This is a genomic window from Sporomusa acidovorans (assembly GCF_900101845.1).
Classification (GTDB): Bacteria; Bacillota; Negativicutes; order Sporomusales; family Sporomusaceae; genus Sporomusa; species Sporomusa acidovorans.
In genome coordinates this window covers 16,634-33,721 of sequence record NZ_FNAM01000053.1, presented here as the reverse complement: position 1 = coordinate 33,721, position 17,088 = coordinate 16,634, and the positions used below count along the sequence as shown (strand labels likewise).

Below are 17,088 nucleotides of genomic sequence, written 5' to 3'. Positions count from 1 at the left end.
ACCCGTAATTCATGCAATTGGTATTTCCGGGCTTATTCCACTGCCATGTGTTCACATATGGATGCCTGGATAAAACACCTTGCCATCAATATGCGTCCCCTCATTTTGGAGTGGTCGGCGGAAGTCTTTCCTGCAATTTCTTAGTTCTTAAGCGTTTAACTCTACACTTCTACACCTTGGGCCTAGTTTTTTTAGTATTTGGCTAGGTCTGCTTGCTATGCTCTCTTTTTACGTATCCTTTCCTCATCCCTTGTTTTTGCTAATTTACTTCTGATTTTGCTACTCAATACCCTCAAAATCCTACTATATGGTACTAAGTTTCCGAGAGCCTACATTCATCTGGTTCCACATGAATCATTACATCACATGTACCAAAATGATGTTTAATGGTAGCCTCCAATTGATCGCAGATAGTATGAGCTTTATCTAATTGCATGTTTTTATCTACTGTAAGATGCATATCGATTAGGCGATAGCCTCCGGAATATCTAGTGCGTAATTGATGCAAGGATATAACTTGATCATGCTGTTTAATAATTTGAGAAATAAGCTGCTCTTCTTCTTCAGGTAGAGTGATGTCAGTGAGTTCAGATATGTTTTTTTTGAGCATGGAATAACCTGTTTTTAAAATTATAAGAGCTATTATTACGGCAATTAATGAGTCAATCCAAGATAAGCCGGTTACGTGGAGACAGAACAAACCGACTAATATACCGCCGGATGTCCAGATATCTGCTTGCAAATGAAGCGCATCGGCTTCTAAGGCAGGAGAACTTGTTTGTTTGGCAACCGACAGCATTTTTTGAGAGATAAGGTAATTTACAACACAAGAAAAGAGCATAATAATCATTCCATATTCTAGAAATACGGGAGAGTTAGCATTGCTATACTTTTCATAAGCTTCATATAGAATCCACAAAGCTGCTGTAATAATAAGTAATGCTTCAAAAGCACCGGATATATTTTCAAATTTACCATGACCATAGTGGTGGTTGTCGTCGGGTAAGGCAGATGACTTCCTTATGGCACAATAAGAGATTAAAGTTGCCAATAAGTCTGCCGCCGAATGAACGGCTTCAGAAATGATACTGATGGTGCCGGTAAAAATACCGATTACTAGTTTTAAAATTAGCTGCAGGGAAGTGGCAATGACGGCGAGCTGAGCGGTATTTTGTTTCAAGGAATTAAGATTTTCGGACACCCTGAAACCTCCTTCCCGAAAAAATTAAATTGTTAGCGTTGCCTTTAAAGCGATTTGGTTTACTAAATTACGAGATATATTTCGTAATTAAGATAAAAATTTTTTATCAAGGTGATTATATTGATTACTTGGCAAAGAATAGGGGATTGATTGTAAAGCAAATAAAAATGCGCAGCTAGGACTGGAATAATTCTAGCTGCGCTGTTATGCTGCTAATCTAGTTATTTAGTGTCCGCCGCAGCTATGCTCATGTCCGTGTTCATGGTCGCAGGTATTGCCGGAATCGACAAGTTCACCACGTAGGTAGGCAGCAACCAGATTTTCAGGTGTGTCCGAGGGGGCGCCGCAGGAGACTTTCACCCCGCGCTGCATCAAAATAGCCTGAGCCGCTTCGCCCATACCACCGACAATAATGTCTGTGCAGCCTTGATCAGCTACCCAGTTAGGAATAACACCAGGGGCGTGGGGAGGCGGGGTTAGCGTTTCTTGTTTGGCAATTTTGCCAGCAGCTACAGTGATGATGGCAAATTGTTCACAATGGCCAAAATGGGTACAAAGTTTTCCCTGAACTACCGGAATTGCAATTTTCATGTTGTTTTCAACACCCTTCTGTTTATTTGGTTTATTAGGAAGTTTTTGGAGTAACTGCTCAACAATATGTTGCATTTTTTCTTTGGTGTGACTTGATAAAGAATCGATGCTTTGACCGGCATCCCCGGCGGTGACAACGTTAGGGTCAATAGGCAGCTGTCCTAAGAAAGGGAGCTGGTATTTTGCCGCGGTCTTTTCACCGCCGCCGCTCTTAAAGATGGCATGCATATCGCCACAGGAAGGGCAAACAAAACCACTCATATTTTCAATAATCCCCAAAATCGGCATATTGACCTTTTGGCAAAATTGAATAGATTTACGTACATCAGCTAAGGCAATTTCTTGGGGGGTTGTCACGATTACAGCCTGGCAATCAGTTACTGTTTGGGCCACTGTCAGCGGTTCGTCACCTGTTCCCGGCGGGCTGTCTATGATTAAAAAGTCAAGTGGTCCCCAATTTACATCTGCTAAAAATTGGCGAATGATGCCAATTTTCACCGGACCGCGCCAAATAAGCGGGTCATCAGGTTGATCCAGTAAGCCCTGAATGGACATTACTTTTAAATTATCGGTATAATGGTAGGGCTGAATTTGGCTGCCAAGGGTATTGAGCCTTAGGCCGGTAAGGCCTAATAGTCCGGCAATACTGGGACCATGTACGTCTACATCAAGCAAGCCGACTTTATAGCCCTGATTGTTTAAAAAGACTGCCAGATTGGTGGCAACCGTGCTTTTTCCGACACCGCCTTTACCGCTCATGACGAGAATTTTGTGATCGACGTTTTGTAAAAAGCTGTTGATTTTTTGATCTTGTGCTTTTTGCTCTTGATCGTTGCTGTTACAGGCCATTTGTCATCCATCCCCTTTTGATTATGGTAATCATATTATTTTTTAATTTCAATCGCATTTGGCGTGGCAATAGGTGTCAGTTTGCCAGCCAGAAAAGCGGCCAGTGCATCTTCGACAGTGCCGTTCTCAGCGCCTAATGAATATATGGTGATATTGGCCGCTTTTACTACTTTGAATGCCTTTGGACCAACATGACCGGTGATGAGTACGTTGGCCCCGGTTTTAGCCAGTGTTTGACCGGCTTGGATACCGGCTCCATGGGCTGCTTCCAGGTTTTGTGTGTTGGGTATAGATTCCCAGGAAGCTTTTTCTTGATTATAAATGATAAAATATTCGGCCCGGCCAAAACGGGAATCGACAGTTGCATGAAGGTCTTTACCATGCGCAGTAATCGCAATTTTCATATTAGGATTTCCTCGCTTTCTTATAATTATTTGAACAATTTTCCATTAGCCAGCGGTAAGATAAACTGGAGTTATTAAGCTTCATTCCTCAAAAGGTGTATTACTTACGGAAAATATTGAGTTTCTGCCATAGCGAGCCAGAGTCATTATTAACAAGGGGGATATTCAAATGGTTTGCTATATTTTGCCATAATGCTGTAAGGCTCTCTTTGACATCGCTTTGCGGCACTTCTAACACTGTTTGCCCGGATTGAACAGCGGTGCGGAAGGTATCGCTGTAGGGGATTTGACCGAATACGGGAATGTCTTTACGCTGACACCAGTCTATCATTTGCTCCGTATTTTTTTGATGAAGTGTACTTTTATTGATACATACGGCGATTGGTAACTGGAAGTGGGCTACTAATTCGGTTAAACGCGCCAAATCATGCATACCGGATATAGAGGGTTCTACAACCGCTAGTGCTAAAGAGGCGCCTGATAAGGCAGCAATGGCCGGGCAGCCGATTCCTGGCGGTCCATCGGTTATAATAAGGGGCAAACGCTCAGCTGTGGCGATTTTTTTCGCTTCTTGCCTAACCTTACTCACTAATTTTCCTGAATTTTCCAGAGAAAGACCGAGTTCAGCATGAATTAAGCAGCCAAAACGGGTGGTGGAGACAAACCAGTGTCCTGCCTCTTTTTCTTGCATGGCGATGGCATGCTGCGGACAGTTGAAAGCACATACCCCGCAGCCTTCGCAGTTTAGCGGTGTGGTAATAACACCGCTTGTAATGGCGCCAAATCTGCATAGGTTGGTGCATTTGCCGCACTGGTTACAAGCATCTGCATCAATATAGGGTTGAAAACCGGCTTTAAAAGGTTGGGTTTCTTTAATCGTTGCACCGCTAACCAGATGGAAATTGGCTGCATCAACATCGCAGTCTACCAGTACTTTCTGCGGTGCCAGATAAGCGAGAGCTGCACTGATACTGGTTTTACCTGTGCCGCCTTTGCCGCTGACAATGACTAGTTCTTTCATGCTCTCGCGCTCCTTTCAGTCGTCAAGCGTTGCCAGATGGATGCGGCGATATTTTGAAATTCAGATGGTATGCAGCCTGCGGCATATTGACGGGCGAAAGAAAGACTATGAGGAATTTTGGCTAAGACCGGAATTTGGCGGCTTACGCTAAAGGTTTCAATACTTTCGTCACCAGCAGCACCATCACTTTTATTAATTACAACCCCTGTCGGTATCTGGAGTAAGCGGGTAATATTCATGGCCAATTCTAGGTCATGCTTACCAAAAGGTGTTGGTTCGGTAACTAAGATGCAAAAGTCGCTGCCTTTGACGGCGCTTACCATCGAGCAGGAAGTCCCCGGCGGGCAATCTATAAGAATATCACCTGTAAGTTGCAAACTTTCTTGCTTCATTCGTTTGATCAGTGATACAGCGCTGGGAGTACCAACTTTTAAGGTGCCTTTTAACAAGTGAATACCCGGATAGGCGGTTGCTGTTCCGCTCATTAGAATACCAATGGGTTTTTGTTTTTCACTTATGGCGTGTTGTTGACAGGCAAGCAGGCAACCACCACAACTATGGCATAGTTCATCAAATAATAGCGCTGATTTACCGGTAACTGCGATGGCACTGAATAGGCAAACGGCTGAACATGCGCCACAGCCATTGCAACGGTCATTATCAATGCTTGGAACCATGATCGTGACTTCTTGTTCCGGACCTTGCCACTGTGGTTGGAGAAACAGGTGACAGTTAGGTTCTTCGACATCGCAGTCAATTAGAGTGAGTTGCGAATGAGCGGCGGCAAGTAATAGGGCTAATGTTGTTTTGCCTGTGCCACCTTTGCCGCTGGCAATACTGATAAGCACATGGTCTCCTCCTTTGTGAGTTTTAGGATATATTTCATAATGAAGATAAAAAATATACTGCTTATAGTTATGATATATATTTCATAATCAATATATACTATTCTTTATAGTATGTCAAGGAATATTCTTCGTTAAACTTACTTAGAAGAATATTGCCTATTGGATGCGGCTGAAAGATAAACTGGTTCGCATTGGTTACAATAATGGCATTTGGGTGTGTGCTTATTAGTGACGTTTAGTCCCCACTTTCTCATAGCAACCAGAATGGGTAAGAGACTTTGACCTAGGGGGTTAATGAATATTCAACTTTGGGAGGAATTTCTGAAAAAACTTTTCTTTCAACCAGTCCGTCATTTTCCATTTCTCTAAGCTGTTGTGTTAATATTTTTGCGCTAATAGGCCCAATGCACTTATGTAATGCGCCAAAACGTTTTCCGCCTCCCATTAGTTCGCGAATTATAAGAAATTTCCATTTTCCGCTTATAACAGACAGGGTTATTTCTATCGGGCATTTTGCTTTCTCCATAATTGTTCTCCTATCACAATATGTCTTTGGTGAAAGATCATAGATTTAAGTTACCTTTTTGTTACCTAAGTTACTTAAAAGTGCATACTTGTTTTTGTTAAATAGTGAGTATATCATAATATTGGCAGCTGCCTATATTGTTGTTATTAAAATAAATAAAAAGCAATAAAGGAGGAACATATAGTGAAGGTAATAAATTCTGAAATCAAGGCATTTCTTGAGGAAAATAAAATGTGGGTTCTTGCAAGTGCGGGAAGTACCCCGAATGCGGTTCCAATTTATTTTACCAAGGTGCTTAATGATAACAAATTAATGCTTGTTGATGTTTTTATGAAAAAAACTCTCGAAAATATAAAAAGTAATCCAAAAGTAGCGATTACAGTTTTTAATGCGGAAAAACTTCAAGGCTACCAGATTAAAGGCATCGCTACTTACATAACGGAAGGCTCACTTGTGGATGAGGGAAATACGATGGCGTCTGTTCTTAAACTGAATGCAAAAGGTGTAGTAACTGTTGAAGTTGAGAAGATTTTCGTAACATCACCTGGCCCTGATATCGGAAAGTCTCTCTAAAATACTTAACGGATATTACAATTTTATTTGACATTGTCTTTATTGACAGTGCCAAAAACGTCCCTTTCGGCTAACGCCTTCGCTTAACGCTCGGCGTTAGCCGGGTTTTCTAGACATTAATCCAGCAAGGCAAGAGGGCGTAATCTGGAAAAATTATGGAATATATGCCATAAAATCAATATATTATATTAAATAATAAATGTCAATGAATGGTAAGGTTAATTATTATAATTTGACTTGAAATGACCAACCAAGTTATTGTGGTTATTTTTTCGCCCCCCTCAAGCTAACGAGGGGGGCGAAGCATTATGAGAATATCTAAAAATGTTATGGTATAATTTGGTTGATTTCTTTTGTAATTAAGAAGGAAAGATTGTCTCTAAATAGAATGTTACAATTACGTAAGGAAAGAATATATAACCTTGGCTTTGGGGGGTTATTTTAATAAAACGATTGGGAGGCGATGCAGTTGTTAAGACTTGAAGGAATATCGGTAGCAGTCGATGGCCGGCAAATACTGCAAGATGTCAATTTGCATATCAAGCCGGGGGAAGTGCATGTACTGTTTGGCCCGAACGGTACCGGAAAATCTACATTAATTGGCGCAATTATGGGATTCGCCCGGTATACAGTCACTGCCGGAAAAATCTACTTTAAAGGACAGGATATAACCCATTTGCCGGTTGATGAACGTGCGCGCAGGGGAATTGGGGTTATGATCCAACGACCGCCGACGTTGCGTGGCCTTTCCGTGCGTGAAATGGTTCAAATTTGCGGAAAAAATCAGGTTGAGGTGGAGTCACTGGCAGAAAAAATGAATATGGTTGATTTTTTGGCAAGAGGAGTAAATGAGGGATTTTCCGGTGGCGAAATTAAACGTTCCGAATTGTTGCAGTTAATGGCTCAACAACCGGATTTTGTTATGCTGGATGAGCCGGAGTCGGGGGTTGATATTGAGAATATTGCTGTCGTGGGACAAGCAGCCAATTATATTTTGGAACGCGGCACCAGAAAGAATGGGCAAACGATCAAAAGGCGCCGGACCGACCGGCAAAAATCCGGGCTGATCATTACGCATACCGGGCATATCATGGAATATGTACCTGCAGATATTGCGCATGTCATGTATCAGGGAACGTTGTCCTGTAGTGGCAACCCGCAGGAAATGCTGGCCTGTATCCATGAAAAAGGCTATGAAGAATGTATTAACTGTGCGCTATAGGAGGCGAAAAAATGAAGAATGAGGCAAATATAAACGATAAGGCCCGTGCCGCATATGAGAAAAAAGCTGCCCTGGGGGCAGATATAGATTTTGCTGCTTTTGCTGATAAAGCCGCTGAGCGAAGTTATCTTTCCGATCCTGCCAAACTTTCTCCTGAACAGCAAAAACAACTGGAGAATATCGGCATGGAGGTTGCCGGGGAAGAGCGGGCAGGAACGTATATGCAGGTTGATCATTCCGTTGTGCACTGTAATGTTGCCACTGACGGTGTGGAAATTTTAAGTACGGACGATGCGTTAAAAAAATACGATTGGCTGTCTGATTATTGGTGGCAGGCGGTTGAACCTGACGCCGATAAATATACTGCCAGGGCGGCGCTCCATCAGGAACACGGCTATTTTATTCATGTTTCGGCAGGGAAAAAAGTTGATTATCCGGTACAGGCCTGTTTATACATTGGGCAGGAAGACCTTATCCAGGATGTCCATAATATTATTATTGTTGAGGAAGGGGCGGAATTACACGTTATTACAGGTTGTGCCACCGACCCTCAGGTGAAAAAAGGTATGCATGTCGGGATAAGTGAGTTCTATGTAAAAAAAGGCGGGAAGCTGACCTTTACCATGCTTCACCGTTGGGGCGAGGAAGTTGTGGTTAGGCCTCGTACCGGCGTTGTTATTGAGGAAAACGGGTTATATTTATCAAATTATGTCTGTATGCAGCCGGTTCATGATCTGCAAATGTATCCGACTACAAAGCTTGTAGGACCGGGAGCCGTATCACGAATTAATTCGATACTGGTTGCTCCGCCCGGTTCGCATATGGATGTCGGCGGCAGAGCTATTCTGGCTGCGCCGGGGGCCAGGGCAGAGATTATTGCCCGTACGATAAGCACCGGCGGTATAGTGATCAACCGCGGTCATTTACTGGGGCAGTCACCGGAAACCAAGGCCCACTTAGAATGCCATGGTTTGTTGCTGTCGGATAAGGGGGTTATTCATGCGGTACCGGAGTTGGAAGCCCGGACAGGCAATGCGGAACTCAGTCATGAAGCGGCAGTCGGCAAGATTGCTCCGGAAGAAATTGAATACTTAATGGCGCGCGGCCTTACCGAGGAAGAGGCGATTGCTACCATTGTCCGCGGTTTCCTTAACGTAAATATTGAAGGATTGCCTGCTGCCCTTTTACGCGAAATTAATAATGTGATTCACGAGTTTAGTTTGCAAAAATATTCGTAAGTGCTTGCTTCATCATAAGATCCAATAAAGATTTTTTATTCCCTCCGCAATTAGCGTTTACGGTCTTGTAGCCTGCCTAAAAATCTTTATTGGATTTTTTAACTATATAACGATAAATTGGAAATTGGACTTTAGGCGGAAAACGGGACTGTAACTATGCAAGCTTGCCAACCATACTGAGATGAGATATAATAATTTGCATAACCTTTAGCAGAGGGGCCGCCTGGTTGCACTTCGTAAATCTTTATTGGATACTGTATAGATAGAGGTTGACATAGTAAAATAACTATGATATTATAACATCTACAGCGACAAAGCAATACTTTTTGCGGGAGTGGCGGAACTGGCAGACGCACTAGACTTAGGATCTAGCGCCGTGAGGCGTGCAGGTTCAATTCCTGTCTCCCGCACCATAGAAAATACAAGGCTTCTTAGGCATCAAGCTTGAGAAGCTTTTTTATTGTCAGAAAGGACTTAGACAGCAATCATACAGCAACGGCGATATCTTCCAGATGGAATTGAACTTAGTTACAAGTACTTTTATTGAATATATATAGTTGCCGACAAATAAATACAAATTATACGCGAATATTTCACAACAAAGCTTATCAGATTAGCCTGATAAGCTTTGTTGTTTTTGCAAGTATTATTCTAATCAAATTACACTATAAATTTAAAGGCTATTTGGGTAAACTATATACGTTCGCATGGGTTGCAAGGGGGGCGGGAACCTGATTAATGGTATTTTATAGGGGGAAAAGGGAGGAAAGTGCTTTTGTGCGCGCAAAGAAAAATCGTATTCGCTCTTACCGCCGTCTTCCTGCTCGTTTTGTTGGGCATAGTCCTTGGGCTGATTCAACAGGGACAGTATGATTATGCGAAAAACATCGGAGTAAAAATAGTTTTATGGATAATCTATACGTTTATCGATGTAAAGAAGGGCATTAACCTAAATATTTACATTCGGGCGAGTGTCATGACGGTTATTTTTAGTGATAGTTTTTTCGGTTTATATTTTGATCTTTATACTACATCATCAATTTTTGATAAAATTCAGCATATCGTTGGCAGCTATGCTTTTTCCTTATTTGCATATAGTGTTATGATTCGTTTGACTCGTCCCGCAATCGGCCCTGGATTTACCTTTATCCTTGTGCTTGCCTTAGGGCTTGGTATTGGTGCTTTATACGAAGTAGGTGAGTTCATCGGGGATTATATAACTAAGCCCAGGGTACCGAGCCAGCCTAGTCTGCTGGATACCAATCTTGATTTAATCGCCGATATAATTGGATCTTTGCTTGCCGCCATTCAGGCAACAATTATATTAGTAGGAAATATAAAAAAGTAATTCAAACTAAGAAAATAGCAAGATAGAAATTTTGGATATTTAAATGGGGTGGCTTCTTTATAATGGATTGCAGGGGCGATGGCTAATTGGCATACACATGCGCGGAGAGCACTGCTGCGGAGAGCACTGCCACGGGGAACACTGCCGCGGGTAGCACTGCCGCGGGTAGCACTGCCGGGGCGAACAGGGAGGCCAGGAAGGACGGCAGCCAATGGGTTGTTTGGTGGGCTGGCAGGGACTCCATGAAGGTTGACAGCCAACAGTGGCAGAACGTTTATCGGATTCTTTTGTTGTGGCATTGAAGTCACATTCGCTGATTTCCGGGGATTCCCATTTAGGTTTTTGATATTTGTTCTTAATCATATTTTAATCATCCTCCCAACTTCCGGTATAAGGGTTATAAGAGCAATCAGCAGGGGGGGCGTTCCAGGAATTTTGAGGATCTTGGTTTTGGGCAAGGGGACGGCAATCAGGGCAAGCGTAACGGTACTCGCAGTCCTGACATTTAGTAATCCTGTCTTTAGTTGTTTGCCAACAGTTTTTTAGCGGTTGGCCGTTAAGGATCGTATGGAGATCTGAACTTAGAATATTTCCGCAAATTTGCTCACGGGCAAAAATGCAGGGGATCACATCGCCGGTGGCCGTTATCGCTAGGCGGCCGGCTAGGCAGCTATGAAAGCTTTGTGCATTCAGGAAGGATTCAGGATCGGTAAAAAAAGGCGGCTTGATGGGCGGTTTTGTGTAGACTTGAGGCAATAACTGCTGGTCATTGCCGCGGCCTGTAGGCCGCACAACATCCGGTGGTGTAGCTTCCACCCCTAGCCGTGTGCATAGTTTCATAATATTTTCGGCTTCATTCTCGTTGGCTTTCATAATAATTGAGGCTATGCGAAGTGGAATGTTCTCAGCCAGAATTTTATTTATGGCAGTCATGGTTTTCTCAAAGCTACCGGGATGAAGGGTTATTTTATCGTGTGTTGCGGCATTATCCGCATAGATTGTGGTAGCGATAGAGACGTTATGTTCTTTAAAAAATTTGACACAGTCATCATTGATCAGTGTGGCATTTGTAAAAATTTCAATTAACTCGTAATTTTCTTCACGTGCCTTGAGGACCAGTTCCCGCCATTTGGGATAAAGTAAGGGTTCACCGCCAATGAGCTGGAGTCCGGAAGCGCCCTCCTGGCGCGCTTCTGTTATTAGTTCAAGCCAGCGACTGTGTGGTAGTGAGCCGGCAGGTACCTCCGGACTGCTGGCCGAATAGCAATGCAAGCAACGGTTATTGCAGGTGGAGGTAAGCTCGAACCATACATATTCCAGTTTGGGCGGCTTGCAGGGAAGGGAACGTTGTTTGGCGGCTTGCTTGCCATAATAGAAAGCTCCCAAGCCTTTTGTTGTCAAAGTATCAAGAAAAGATAAAAAACGCTCATTTTCCTTAAGGGTTATATCTAAAAAATCTTCCAAATTGCTGTCCTGACAGGCTTTTAAAAATTCAACCGCTCCATGATTTACGGAGTATACCCGGCCGGAAGCAAAATCATAGATAGCTCCACGGAGCTTTCCCTCGACTAAAATACATTCTTCTTTTAAGGAATAATACAACAGATCAACCTCCTTTGCGGCAACAATTGTTAGGGGTTTATACATAATATGCAGGTCGGATGCCAGGTGTCAGTTTCCGATAATCCTAAACCTATGTTGACAAAAACGTTTTTATCAGATATAATCAATTTTGTCGTTAAAACATACGCGGAAGTAGCTCAGTGGTAGAGCATCGCCTTGCCAAGGCGAGGGTCGCGAGTTCGAATCTCGTTTTCCGCTCCATGTAAAAAAACCCAGCATAATCTGCTGGGTTTTTTGCGCATATCTTGTCTTTGGTTTTTAATTGTGGTATGATATTATGCATGACATTGCTGCAATTTGTGGTCTGGCCGAAAAAAATAACAAAAAATAATGCTTATGCTAAGAAACCATTAAATTTATGTCAATAATGGGAATACTGTTGTAAGGGCTATGTTGACAGTTATAAGCTGTGTCAGCAGTTAATTTCATAAGGAGGAAATACATAAATGAAGGTTACAGCGGAAAGAATAGACAATCATAAAACGGTGCTCAATCTTGAAATACCCCAAACAGAGGTAACAAAAGCTCTTGAAAAGGCTTACCGCAAACTCGCTAATCAAGTCAACATTCCCGGCTTTCGTAAAGGTAAAGCACCGCGCAAAGTCGTAGAAATGCGTCTCGGTAAAGAGGCGTTGCTCGATGAGGCATTTGAAATCCTCGCGCCAGAGGCTTATGCCAAAGCGCTTGAAGAACAAGCAATCGACCCTGTTGGTCGTCCGGAGATAGAAGTGGTTACTTTAAATGAAGACGAGCCGTTGGTATTTAAGGCTACTGTTGTAAAAAAGCCTGAAGTAACTTTAGGTCAATATAAAGAGGTTACTGTAGAAAAAAACGTTAGTGAAATTACCGATGCCGATGTGGATGCCGAACTTGAGAAAAGCCGCAACCGCAATGCAAAAATGATTGTAGTTGAAGATGCCGAACTCAAGCAAGGTGATTTGGCAATTATTGATTTTAAAGGCTTTATTGATGGCGTTCCCTTTGAAGGCGGGGAAGGCAAGAGTTATCCTTTAGAAATTGGCTCAGGCAGTTTTATTCCTGGTTTCGAAGATCAGTTGATTGGTGCCAAATCCGGTGAAGAAAGGGAAGTAAAAGTTACTTTCCCTGAAGAATACTTTGTTGCTGAATTGGCTGGTAAAGAAGCGCTGTTTACTGTTAAGGTTTATGATATTAAACGTAAGGAAATGCCGGAACTTGATGATGATTTTGCCAAAGAAACAAGCGATTTTGATACATTGGCGGAATTAAAAGCCGATATTAAGAATAAGCTAGAACAGGCTGCAAGTGCCAAAGCAGACCGGGATTTTCGCACTGCCGTTATTAAAACAGTAGTTGATAATGCGCAAGTCGATATTCCTGAAATCATGGTTGAAAACCAAATAGACAATATGATTCAGGATTTTGACATCAACCTGCAACAGCGTGGTATGAAACTTGATAAATATCTTGAATATACTAAAATGGATATGGAAGCTTTGCGTAACAATTACCGTGAATCCGCCTTGTACAATGTCAAGACTGATTTAGTTTTGGAAGCTATTGTAAAGATGGAGAATATTACTGCTACACCTGAAGAAATGGAGCAGGAAGTTGCGACAATGGCGGCGAATTATCAAACTACAGTAGAAGAAATTTTTAAAGTCATCCGTCAAACCGGTCGCTTCCAAGCTCTCCAGGAGTCGGTTTTGCGTAAAAAAGCTGTTGAGTTTATAATGGAGAATGTAGTTAAAAAATAATTAGAGTTTGAGGTGATTTGTCATGCCCTATGTGCCAATTGTAGTAGAGCAGTCTAACCGTGGTGAGCGGGCTTATGATATTTACTCGCGACTGTTAAAAGACCGTATTGTATTTATTGGTGGGCCTATTGACGACAATGTGGCCAATTTGTTTATCGCGCAATTGCTGTTTTTGGAATCCGAAGACCCTGAAAAGGATATTCATGTATACATCAATAGTCCTGGGGGCGTAGTTACGGCTGCTATGGCTATGTATGACACCATGCAATATGTCAAACCAGATGTTACGACCACTTGCATGGGGCAGGCCGCCAGTGCCGGTGCGGTACTGCTTGCCGCCGGTGCCAAGGGAAAACGCTATGCGTTGCCCAATTCTAGGATTATGATTCATCAGCCACTTGGTGGTGCTCAGGGTCAAGCTACTGACATAGAAATTCACGCACGGGAAATTCTTCGCATGCGGGAACACATAAACGGTATTCTGGTTCACCATACTGGCCAGCCAATGGAAAAAATCCAAAATGATACCGAACGGGACTTCTTCATGTCCAGTGAGCAAGCTAAAGAATACGGCCTCATTGATGCAGTCGTTGTGCGGGGTGACAGACACAAGGAGACTCCCAAGTAGAGAGGTGGTAATATGTTGAAATTCGGTGATGACAGGGGTCAACTGAAGTGTTCTTTTTGCGGTAAACTGCAAGAACAAGTTAAAAAGCTTGTTGCCGGGCCAGGAGTATATATCTGTGATGAATGCATAGAACTCTGCAATGAAATCATTGAAGAGGAACTAAGCGAGGACATGGATGTCGAACTCAGAGATGTTCCCAAGCCCAAAGAGATAAAAGATATCCTTGACCAGTACGTTATAGGCCAGGAGGAAGCTAAAAAATCACTAGCTGTGGCTGTGTACAATCATTATAAACGGATTAATCTCGGGGTGAAAATGGATGATGTGGAATTGCAAAAGTCTAACATCGTCATGCTTGGGCCGACTGGCAGCGGTAAAACGCTTTTAGCGCAGACCTTAGCCAAGATTCTCAATGTCCCCTTTGCCGTAGCGGACGCCACTTCATTGACGGAAGCCGGGTATGTGGGCGAGGATGTGGAAAACATTCTCCTGAAACTTATTCAGGCTGCTGATTATGATGTGGAAAAAGCCGAAAAAGGCATTGTTTACATTGATGAGATCGATAAGATTGCGCGTAAGTCGGAAAACCCCTCGATCACCCGCGATGTTTCCGGTGAAGGTGTGCAGCAGGCTCTTCTGAAAATTTTAGAGGGTACAGTAGCCAGCGTTCCGCCGCAAGGGGGACGTAAGCATCCGCATCAGGAGTTTATTCAAATCGATACCACCAATATTCTCTTTATTTGCGGCGGCGCCTTTGATGGCATTGATAAAATCATTGGAGCCAGGACAGGAAAAAAATCTATGGGATTTGGCGCTGAGATCCGCAGCAAAGAGAAAAAACAAATCGGGGAAATGCTTAAGAATATATTACCGGAAGACCTCCTCAAATTTGGCCTTATTCCCGAATTCGTCGGGCGCCTTCCTGTAATTGTTACACTAGATGCCCTTGATGAAGATGCTCTTGTACGCATTCTCATTGAACCTAAGAATGCGCTTGTGAAACAGTATCAGAAATTTTTAGAAATCGACAATGTCCAGCTTGAATTTAAAGAAGAAGCGTTGAAGGCAATTGCTGCTGAAGCTTTAAAACGAAAAACCGGGGCCAGAGGCCTGCGGGCAATTATTGAAGCTATCATGCGCAATGTTATGTACGATATCCCGTCCCGTACCGATATAGCCAAATGCATTGTGACTCCGGAAGTTATTCTTAACAAGGAAGAACCAATGCTGGTGGCAGTCGAACGAAAAAATAAGAAAAAAGAAGAATCCGCATAAAATAAATGCAAAAAAAGAAGCCGCTCAGGCTTCTTTTTTTGCTGATCAGCGACGGACAAGCTTTAGTTTTACAGTTAACTTGCCGGGTTTTGCCAGGATAAAATAGTGGTCATTGCCAATACTAGATTCATGGTTACAAATAAAACAAACAATTAATTTTGCCCGGGAAGGAGGTTCGTGTCATTTTGGATTATGCTGTCAATATTATCAGTGTGATTCAGTTGTTTTTTGCTGTGATTATTGGCCTCTACTTTTGGAATTTGCTTAAATCACAACAGGGTAATAAGATAGCGGTAGAACGTGAATCCAAAAAGGAAATGGATAAACTGCAGAGAATGCGGGAAATCTCCTTAACCGAACCGCTGGCCGAAAAAACCCGGCCGACTGACTTTTCCGAAATCATTGGACAAGAAGAAGGACTAAAAGCTTTGCGCGCAGCCTTGTGTGGCGCCAATCCTCAACATGTTCTTATTTATGGCCCACCCGGAGTCGGCAAGACAGCTGCAGCCCGACTGGTATTAAATGAGGCAAGGCAAAACCATTATTCTCCCTTTAAACCAGCCGCTAAATTTATTGAGCTTGATGCTACAACCGCGCGCTTTGATGAGCGGGGAATCGCAGATCCCCTTATTGGTACGGTACACGACCCTATCTATCAGGGTGCAGGCCAAATGGGGATGGCCGGTATCCCGCAGCCAAAAGCCGGAGCCGTAACCAAAGCGCATGGCGGTTTGCTGTTTATTGACGAAATTGGGGAACTTCACCATATCCAAATGAATAAACTATTAAAGGTACTGGAAGACCGTAAGGTATTTCTCGACAGTTCGTACTATAATAGTGAGGACCCCAATATACCGCAGCATATTCACGACATATTTCAAAATGGCCTGCCGGCAGATTTTCGGCTCATTGGGGCTACGACCCGAATGCCGCAGGATATACCACCCGCAATCCGTTCCCGCTGTGTGGAAGTTTTTTTCCGGCCGCTGCTGCCTGATGAGATTGGTAAAGTGGCCTTAAATGCCGCTAAAAGAGTGAATTATAATTTGGATAATGGTGCGTTAGCGGTTATTAAACGGTATGCAACCAATGGACGCGAGGCTGTAAATATTATTCAAATCGCGATTGGGATTATCCAAAGTGCCGGAAAAACAGAGCGTATTATTACCCAGGCGGACGCAGAGTGGGTGATTAATTTTGGCCAATATAGTCCACGGCCAGAGAAAAAAATTCCGGCTAAACCGCAAGTTGGTGTAGTAAACGGCTTAGCTGTTTATGGTGCCAATATTGGGATGCTTATGGAGCTGGAGGTGACGGCAGTTCCTAATCATTACGGCACAGGAAAACTTACCGTTACCGGGGTTGTTGACGAAGAGGAAATTGGCTCACCCGGGCGCACCATGCGGCGTAAAAGTATGGCGAAGGGATCACTCGATAATGTACTTACAGTGCTGGCCAAAGAGTTTGGAATCGAATATCAAAAATATGACATACATGTGAATTTCCCGGGTGGCATTCCTGTCGACGGCCCTTCGGCAGGGGTAACGGTTGCCACGGCTATTTACTCGGCAATCAACAATATCCCTATTGATAATACCGTTGCCATGACAGGCGAAATCTCGATCAGAGGGCTGGTAAAACCAGTCGGGGGCGTTGGTGCAAAAGTCGCTGCTGCCAAACAGGCCGGCGCGCGGCGTATTCTGATACCTGGCGAAAATTGGCAGGAATTGTATAAAAACATGGGGATTGAGGTTATTCCGGTTGAAACGTTACAGGAAGTGTTACACTATGCGATGGTTAAACCCAGTGAAACTTTTAAACCGGATACCGTAGCAACTATGCCGGAGGTTTTAGCAGCTGCCGGTGTTGAAAAAGTATAAGACAGTTAGCCGGGTGATTACCCGGCTTGTTATTGTTGGGAAATAAGAGGATTTTTAGCAGATACTCAGAATATTTTATATAGCGGTGTTGAAACTACTGTTAATGACTTAATTAACCGCAGGGA

At 43.2% G+C, this 17,088-nt stretch carries 16 protein-coding genes and 2 tRNA genes; 11 read left to right on the top strand and 7 right to left on the bottom strand.

The window, feature by feature from the left end; all coding sequences use genetic code 11:
* Positions 1 to 313 precede the first annotated feature (313 nt).
* The 6 genes from BLR65_RS24605 to BLR65_RS31520 all read right to left on the bottom strand — a co-directional run bounded on the left by BLR65_RS24605 (position 314) and on the right by BLR65_RS31520 (position 5,440).
* Complete coding sequence (locus tag BLR65_RS24605) at positions 314 to 1,201, bottom strand: cation diffusion facilitator family transporter (RefSeq protein WP_093796812.1); 888 nt, start codon at positions 1,199 to 1,201, stop codon at positions 314 to 316.
* 225 nt (positions 1,202 to 1,426) lie between these two features.
* Positions 1,427 to 2,641 (bottom strand): iron-sulfur cluster carrier protein MrpORP, encoded by a 1,215-nt coding sequence (locus BLR65_RS24600; RefSeq protein WP_093796810.1) that lies wholly within the window; start codon positions 2,639 to 2,641, stop codon positions 1,427 to 1,429.
* A 35-nt stretch (positions 2,642 to 2,676) separates the two neighbouring features.
* Positions 2,677 to 3,045, bottom strand: a complete 369-nt coding sequence (locus tag BLR65_RS24595) for a NifB/NifX family molybdenum-iron cluster-binding protein (RefSeq protein ID WP_093796808.1) — start codon at positions 3,043 to 3,045, stop codon at positions 2,677 to 2,679.
* A 100-nt stretch (positions 3,046 to 3,145) separates the two neighbouring features.
* Positions 3,146 to 4,066: an ATP-binding protein gene (locus BLR65_RS24590; RefSeq protein ID WP_093796806.1), complete on the bottom strand. Its 921-nt coding sequence runs from the start codon at positions 4,064 to 4,066 to the stop codon at positions 3,146 to 3,148.
* On the bottom strand, positions 4,063 to 4,914 hold the full coding sequence (locus BLR65_RS24585; protein ID WP_093796804.1) for a nucleotide-binding protein: 852 nt from the start codon (positions 4,912 to 4,914) through the stop codon (positions 4,063 to 4,065). The genes BLR65_RS24590 and BLR65_RS24585 overlap by 4 nt, the downstream gene beginning before the upstream one ends.
* 283 nt (positions 4,915 to 5,197) lie before the next feature.
* Positions 5,198 to 5,440 (bottom strand): winged helix-turn-helix transcriptional regulator, encoded by a 243-nt coding sequence (locus tag BLR65_RS31520; RefSeq protein ID WP_281241582.1) that lies wholly within the window; start codon positions 5,438 to 5,440, stop codon positions 5,198 to 5,200.
* Between the two features lie 183 nt (positions 5,441 to 5,623).
* On the opposite strand from BLR65_RS31520, the gene BLR65_RS24575 reads away from it, so the two are divergent.
* The 6 genes from BLR65_RS24575 (at position 5,624) to BLR65_RS30110 (ending at position 10,067) form a co-directional block, all read left to right on the top strand.
* On the top strand, positions 5,624 to 6,013 hold the full coding sequence (locus tag BLR65_RS24575; RefSeq protein ID WP_093796802.1) for a pyridoxamine 5'-phosphate oxidase family protein: 390 nt from the start codon (positions 5,624 to 5,626) through the stop codon (positions 6,011 to 6,013).
* Between the two features lie 469 nt (positions 6,014 to 6,482).
* A complete protein-coding gene (locus BLR65_RS24570; RefSeq protein WP_093796800.1) occupies positions 6,483 to 7,235 on the top strand; it encodes an ABC transporter ATP-binding protein in 753 nt (250 codons plus the stop codon).
* Positions 7,236 to 7,246: 11 nt separating this feature from the next.
* A complete protein-coding gene (locus BLR65_RS24565) occupies positions 7,247 to 8,473 on the top strand; it encodes a SufB/SufD family protein (protein ID WP_093796798.1) in 1,227 nt (408 codons plus the stop codon).
* Between the two features lie 328 nt (positions 8,474 to 8,801).
* A tRNA-Leu gene (locus BLR65_RS24560) sits at positions 8,802 to 8,886 on the top strand.
* Positions 8,887 to 9,248: 362 nt separating this feature from the next.
* The gene (locus BLR65_RS24555; protein ID WP_093796796.1) at positions 9,249 to 9,821 is read left to right on the top strand and encodes a DUF2238 domain-containing protein; all 573 of its coding nucleotides are present in this window, start codon (positions 9,249 to 9,251) and stop codon (positions 9,819 to 9,821) included.
* A 78-nt stretch (positions 9,822 to 9,899) separates the two neighbouring features.
* Complete coding sequence (locus BLR65_RS30110; RefSeq protein ID WP_169717044.1) at positions 9,900 to 10,067, top strand: hypothetical protein; 168 nt, start codon at positions 9,900 to 9,902, stop codon at positions 10,065 to 10,067.
* Positions 10,068 to 10,187: 120 nt separating this feature from the next.
* Here the strand turns inward: BLR65_RS30110 and BLR65_RS24545 are convergent, their stop codons facing one another.
* Positions 10,188 to 11,423: a radical SAM/SPASM domain-containing protein gene (locus BLR65_RS24545; protein WP_093796793.1), complete on the bottom strand. Its 1,236-nt coding sequence runs from the start codon at positions 11,421 to 11,423 to the stop codon at positions 10,188 to 10,190.
* Positions 11,424 to 11,570: 147 nt separating this feature from the next.
* On the opposite strand from BLR65_RS24545, the gene BLR65_RS24540 reads away from it, so the two are divergent.
* From BLR65_RS24540 to lonB, 5 genes are all read left to right on the top strand, one after another.
* Positions 11,571 to 11,645, top strand: a tRNA-Gly gene (locus tag BLR65_RS24540).
* A 245-nt stretch (positions 11,646 to 11,890) separates the two neighbouring features.
* A complete protein-coding gene (tig, locus tag BLR65_RS24535; protein ID WP_093796791.1) occupies positions 11,891 to 13,180 on the top strand; it encodes a trigger factor in 1,290 nt (429 codons plus the stop codon).
* A 22-nt stretch (positions 13,181 to 13,202) separates the two neighbouring features.
* Positions 13,203 to 13,808, top strand: coding sequence for an ATP-dependent Clp endopeptidase proteolytic subunit ClpP (gene clpP, locus BLR65_RS24530; protein ID WP_093796789.1), 606 nt, complete (start codon positions 13,203 to 13,205; stop codon positions 13,806 to 13,808).
* 12 nt (positions 13,809 to 13,820) lie between these two features.
* A complete protein-coding gene (gene clpX, locus BLR65_RS24525; protein ID WP_093796787.1) occupies positions 13,821 to 15,083 on the top strand; it encodes an ATP-dependent Clp protease ATP-binding subunit ClpX in 1,263 nt (420 codons plus the stop codon).
* A 185-nt stretch (positions 15,084 to 15,268) separates the two neighbouring features.
* On the top strand, positions 15,269 to 16,963 hold the full coding sequence (gene lonB, locus BLR65_RS24520) for an ATP-dependent protease LonB (protein WP_093796785.1): 1,695 nt from the start codon (positions 15,269 to 15,271) through the stop codon (positions 16,961 to 16,963).
* Positions 16,964 to 17,088 lie beyond the last annotated feature (125 nt).

What these genes read in the sequence shown, in the direction of transcription:
- BLR65_RS24600 (WP_093796810.1), bottom strand. Translation starts at nt 2,641, where the DNA reads ATGGCCTGTAACAGCAACGATCAAGAGCAAAAAGCACAAGATCAAAAA.
- BLR65_RS24595 (WP_093796808.1), bottom strand. Translation starts at nt 3,045, where the DNA reads ATGAAAATTGCGATTACTGCGCATGGTAAAGACCTTCATGCAACTGTC.
- BLR65_RS24590 (WP_093796806.1), bottom strand. Translation starts at nt 4,066, where the DNA reads ATGAAAGAACTAGTCATTGTCAGCGGCAAAGGCGGCACAGGTAAAACC.
- BLR65_RS31520 (WP_281241582.1), bottom strand. Translation starts at nt 5,440, where the DNA reads ATGGAGAAAGCAAAATGCCCGATAGAAATAACCCTGTCTGTTATAAGC.
- BLR65_RS24565 (WP_093796798.1), top strand. Translation starts at nt 7,247, where the DNA reads ATGAAGAATGAGGCAAATATAAACGATAAGGCCCGTGCCGCATATGAG.
- BLR65_RS30110 (WP_169717044.1), top strand. Translation starts at nt 9,900, where the DNA reads ATGGCTAATTGGCATACACATGCGCGGAGAGCACTGCTGCGGAGAGCA.
- tig (WP_093796791.1), top strand. Translation starts at nt 11,891, where the DNA reads ATGAAGGTTACAGCGGAAAGAATAGACAATCATAAAACGGTGCTCAAT.
- clpP (WP_093796789.1), top strand. Translation starts at nt 13,203, where the DNA reads ATGCCCTATGTGCCAATTGTAGTAGAGCAGTCTAACCGTGGTGAGCGG.
- clpX (WP_093796787.1), top strand. Translation starts at nt 13,821, where the DNA reads ATGTTGAAATTCGGTGATGACAGGGGTCAACTGAAGTGTTCTTTTTGC.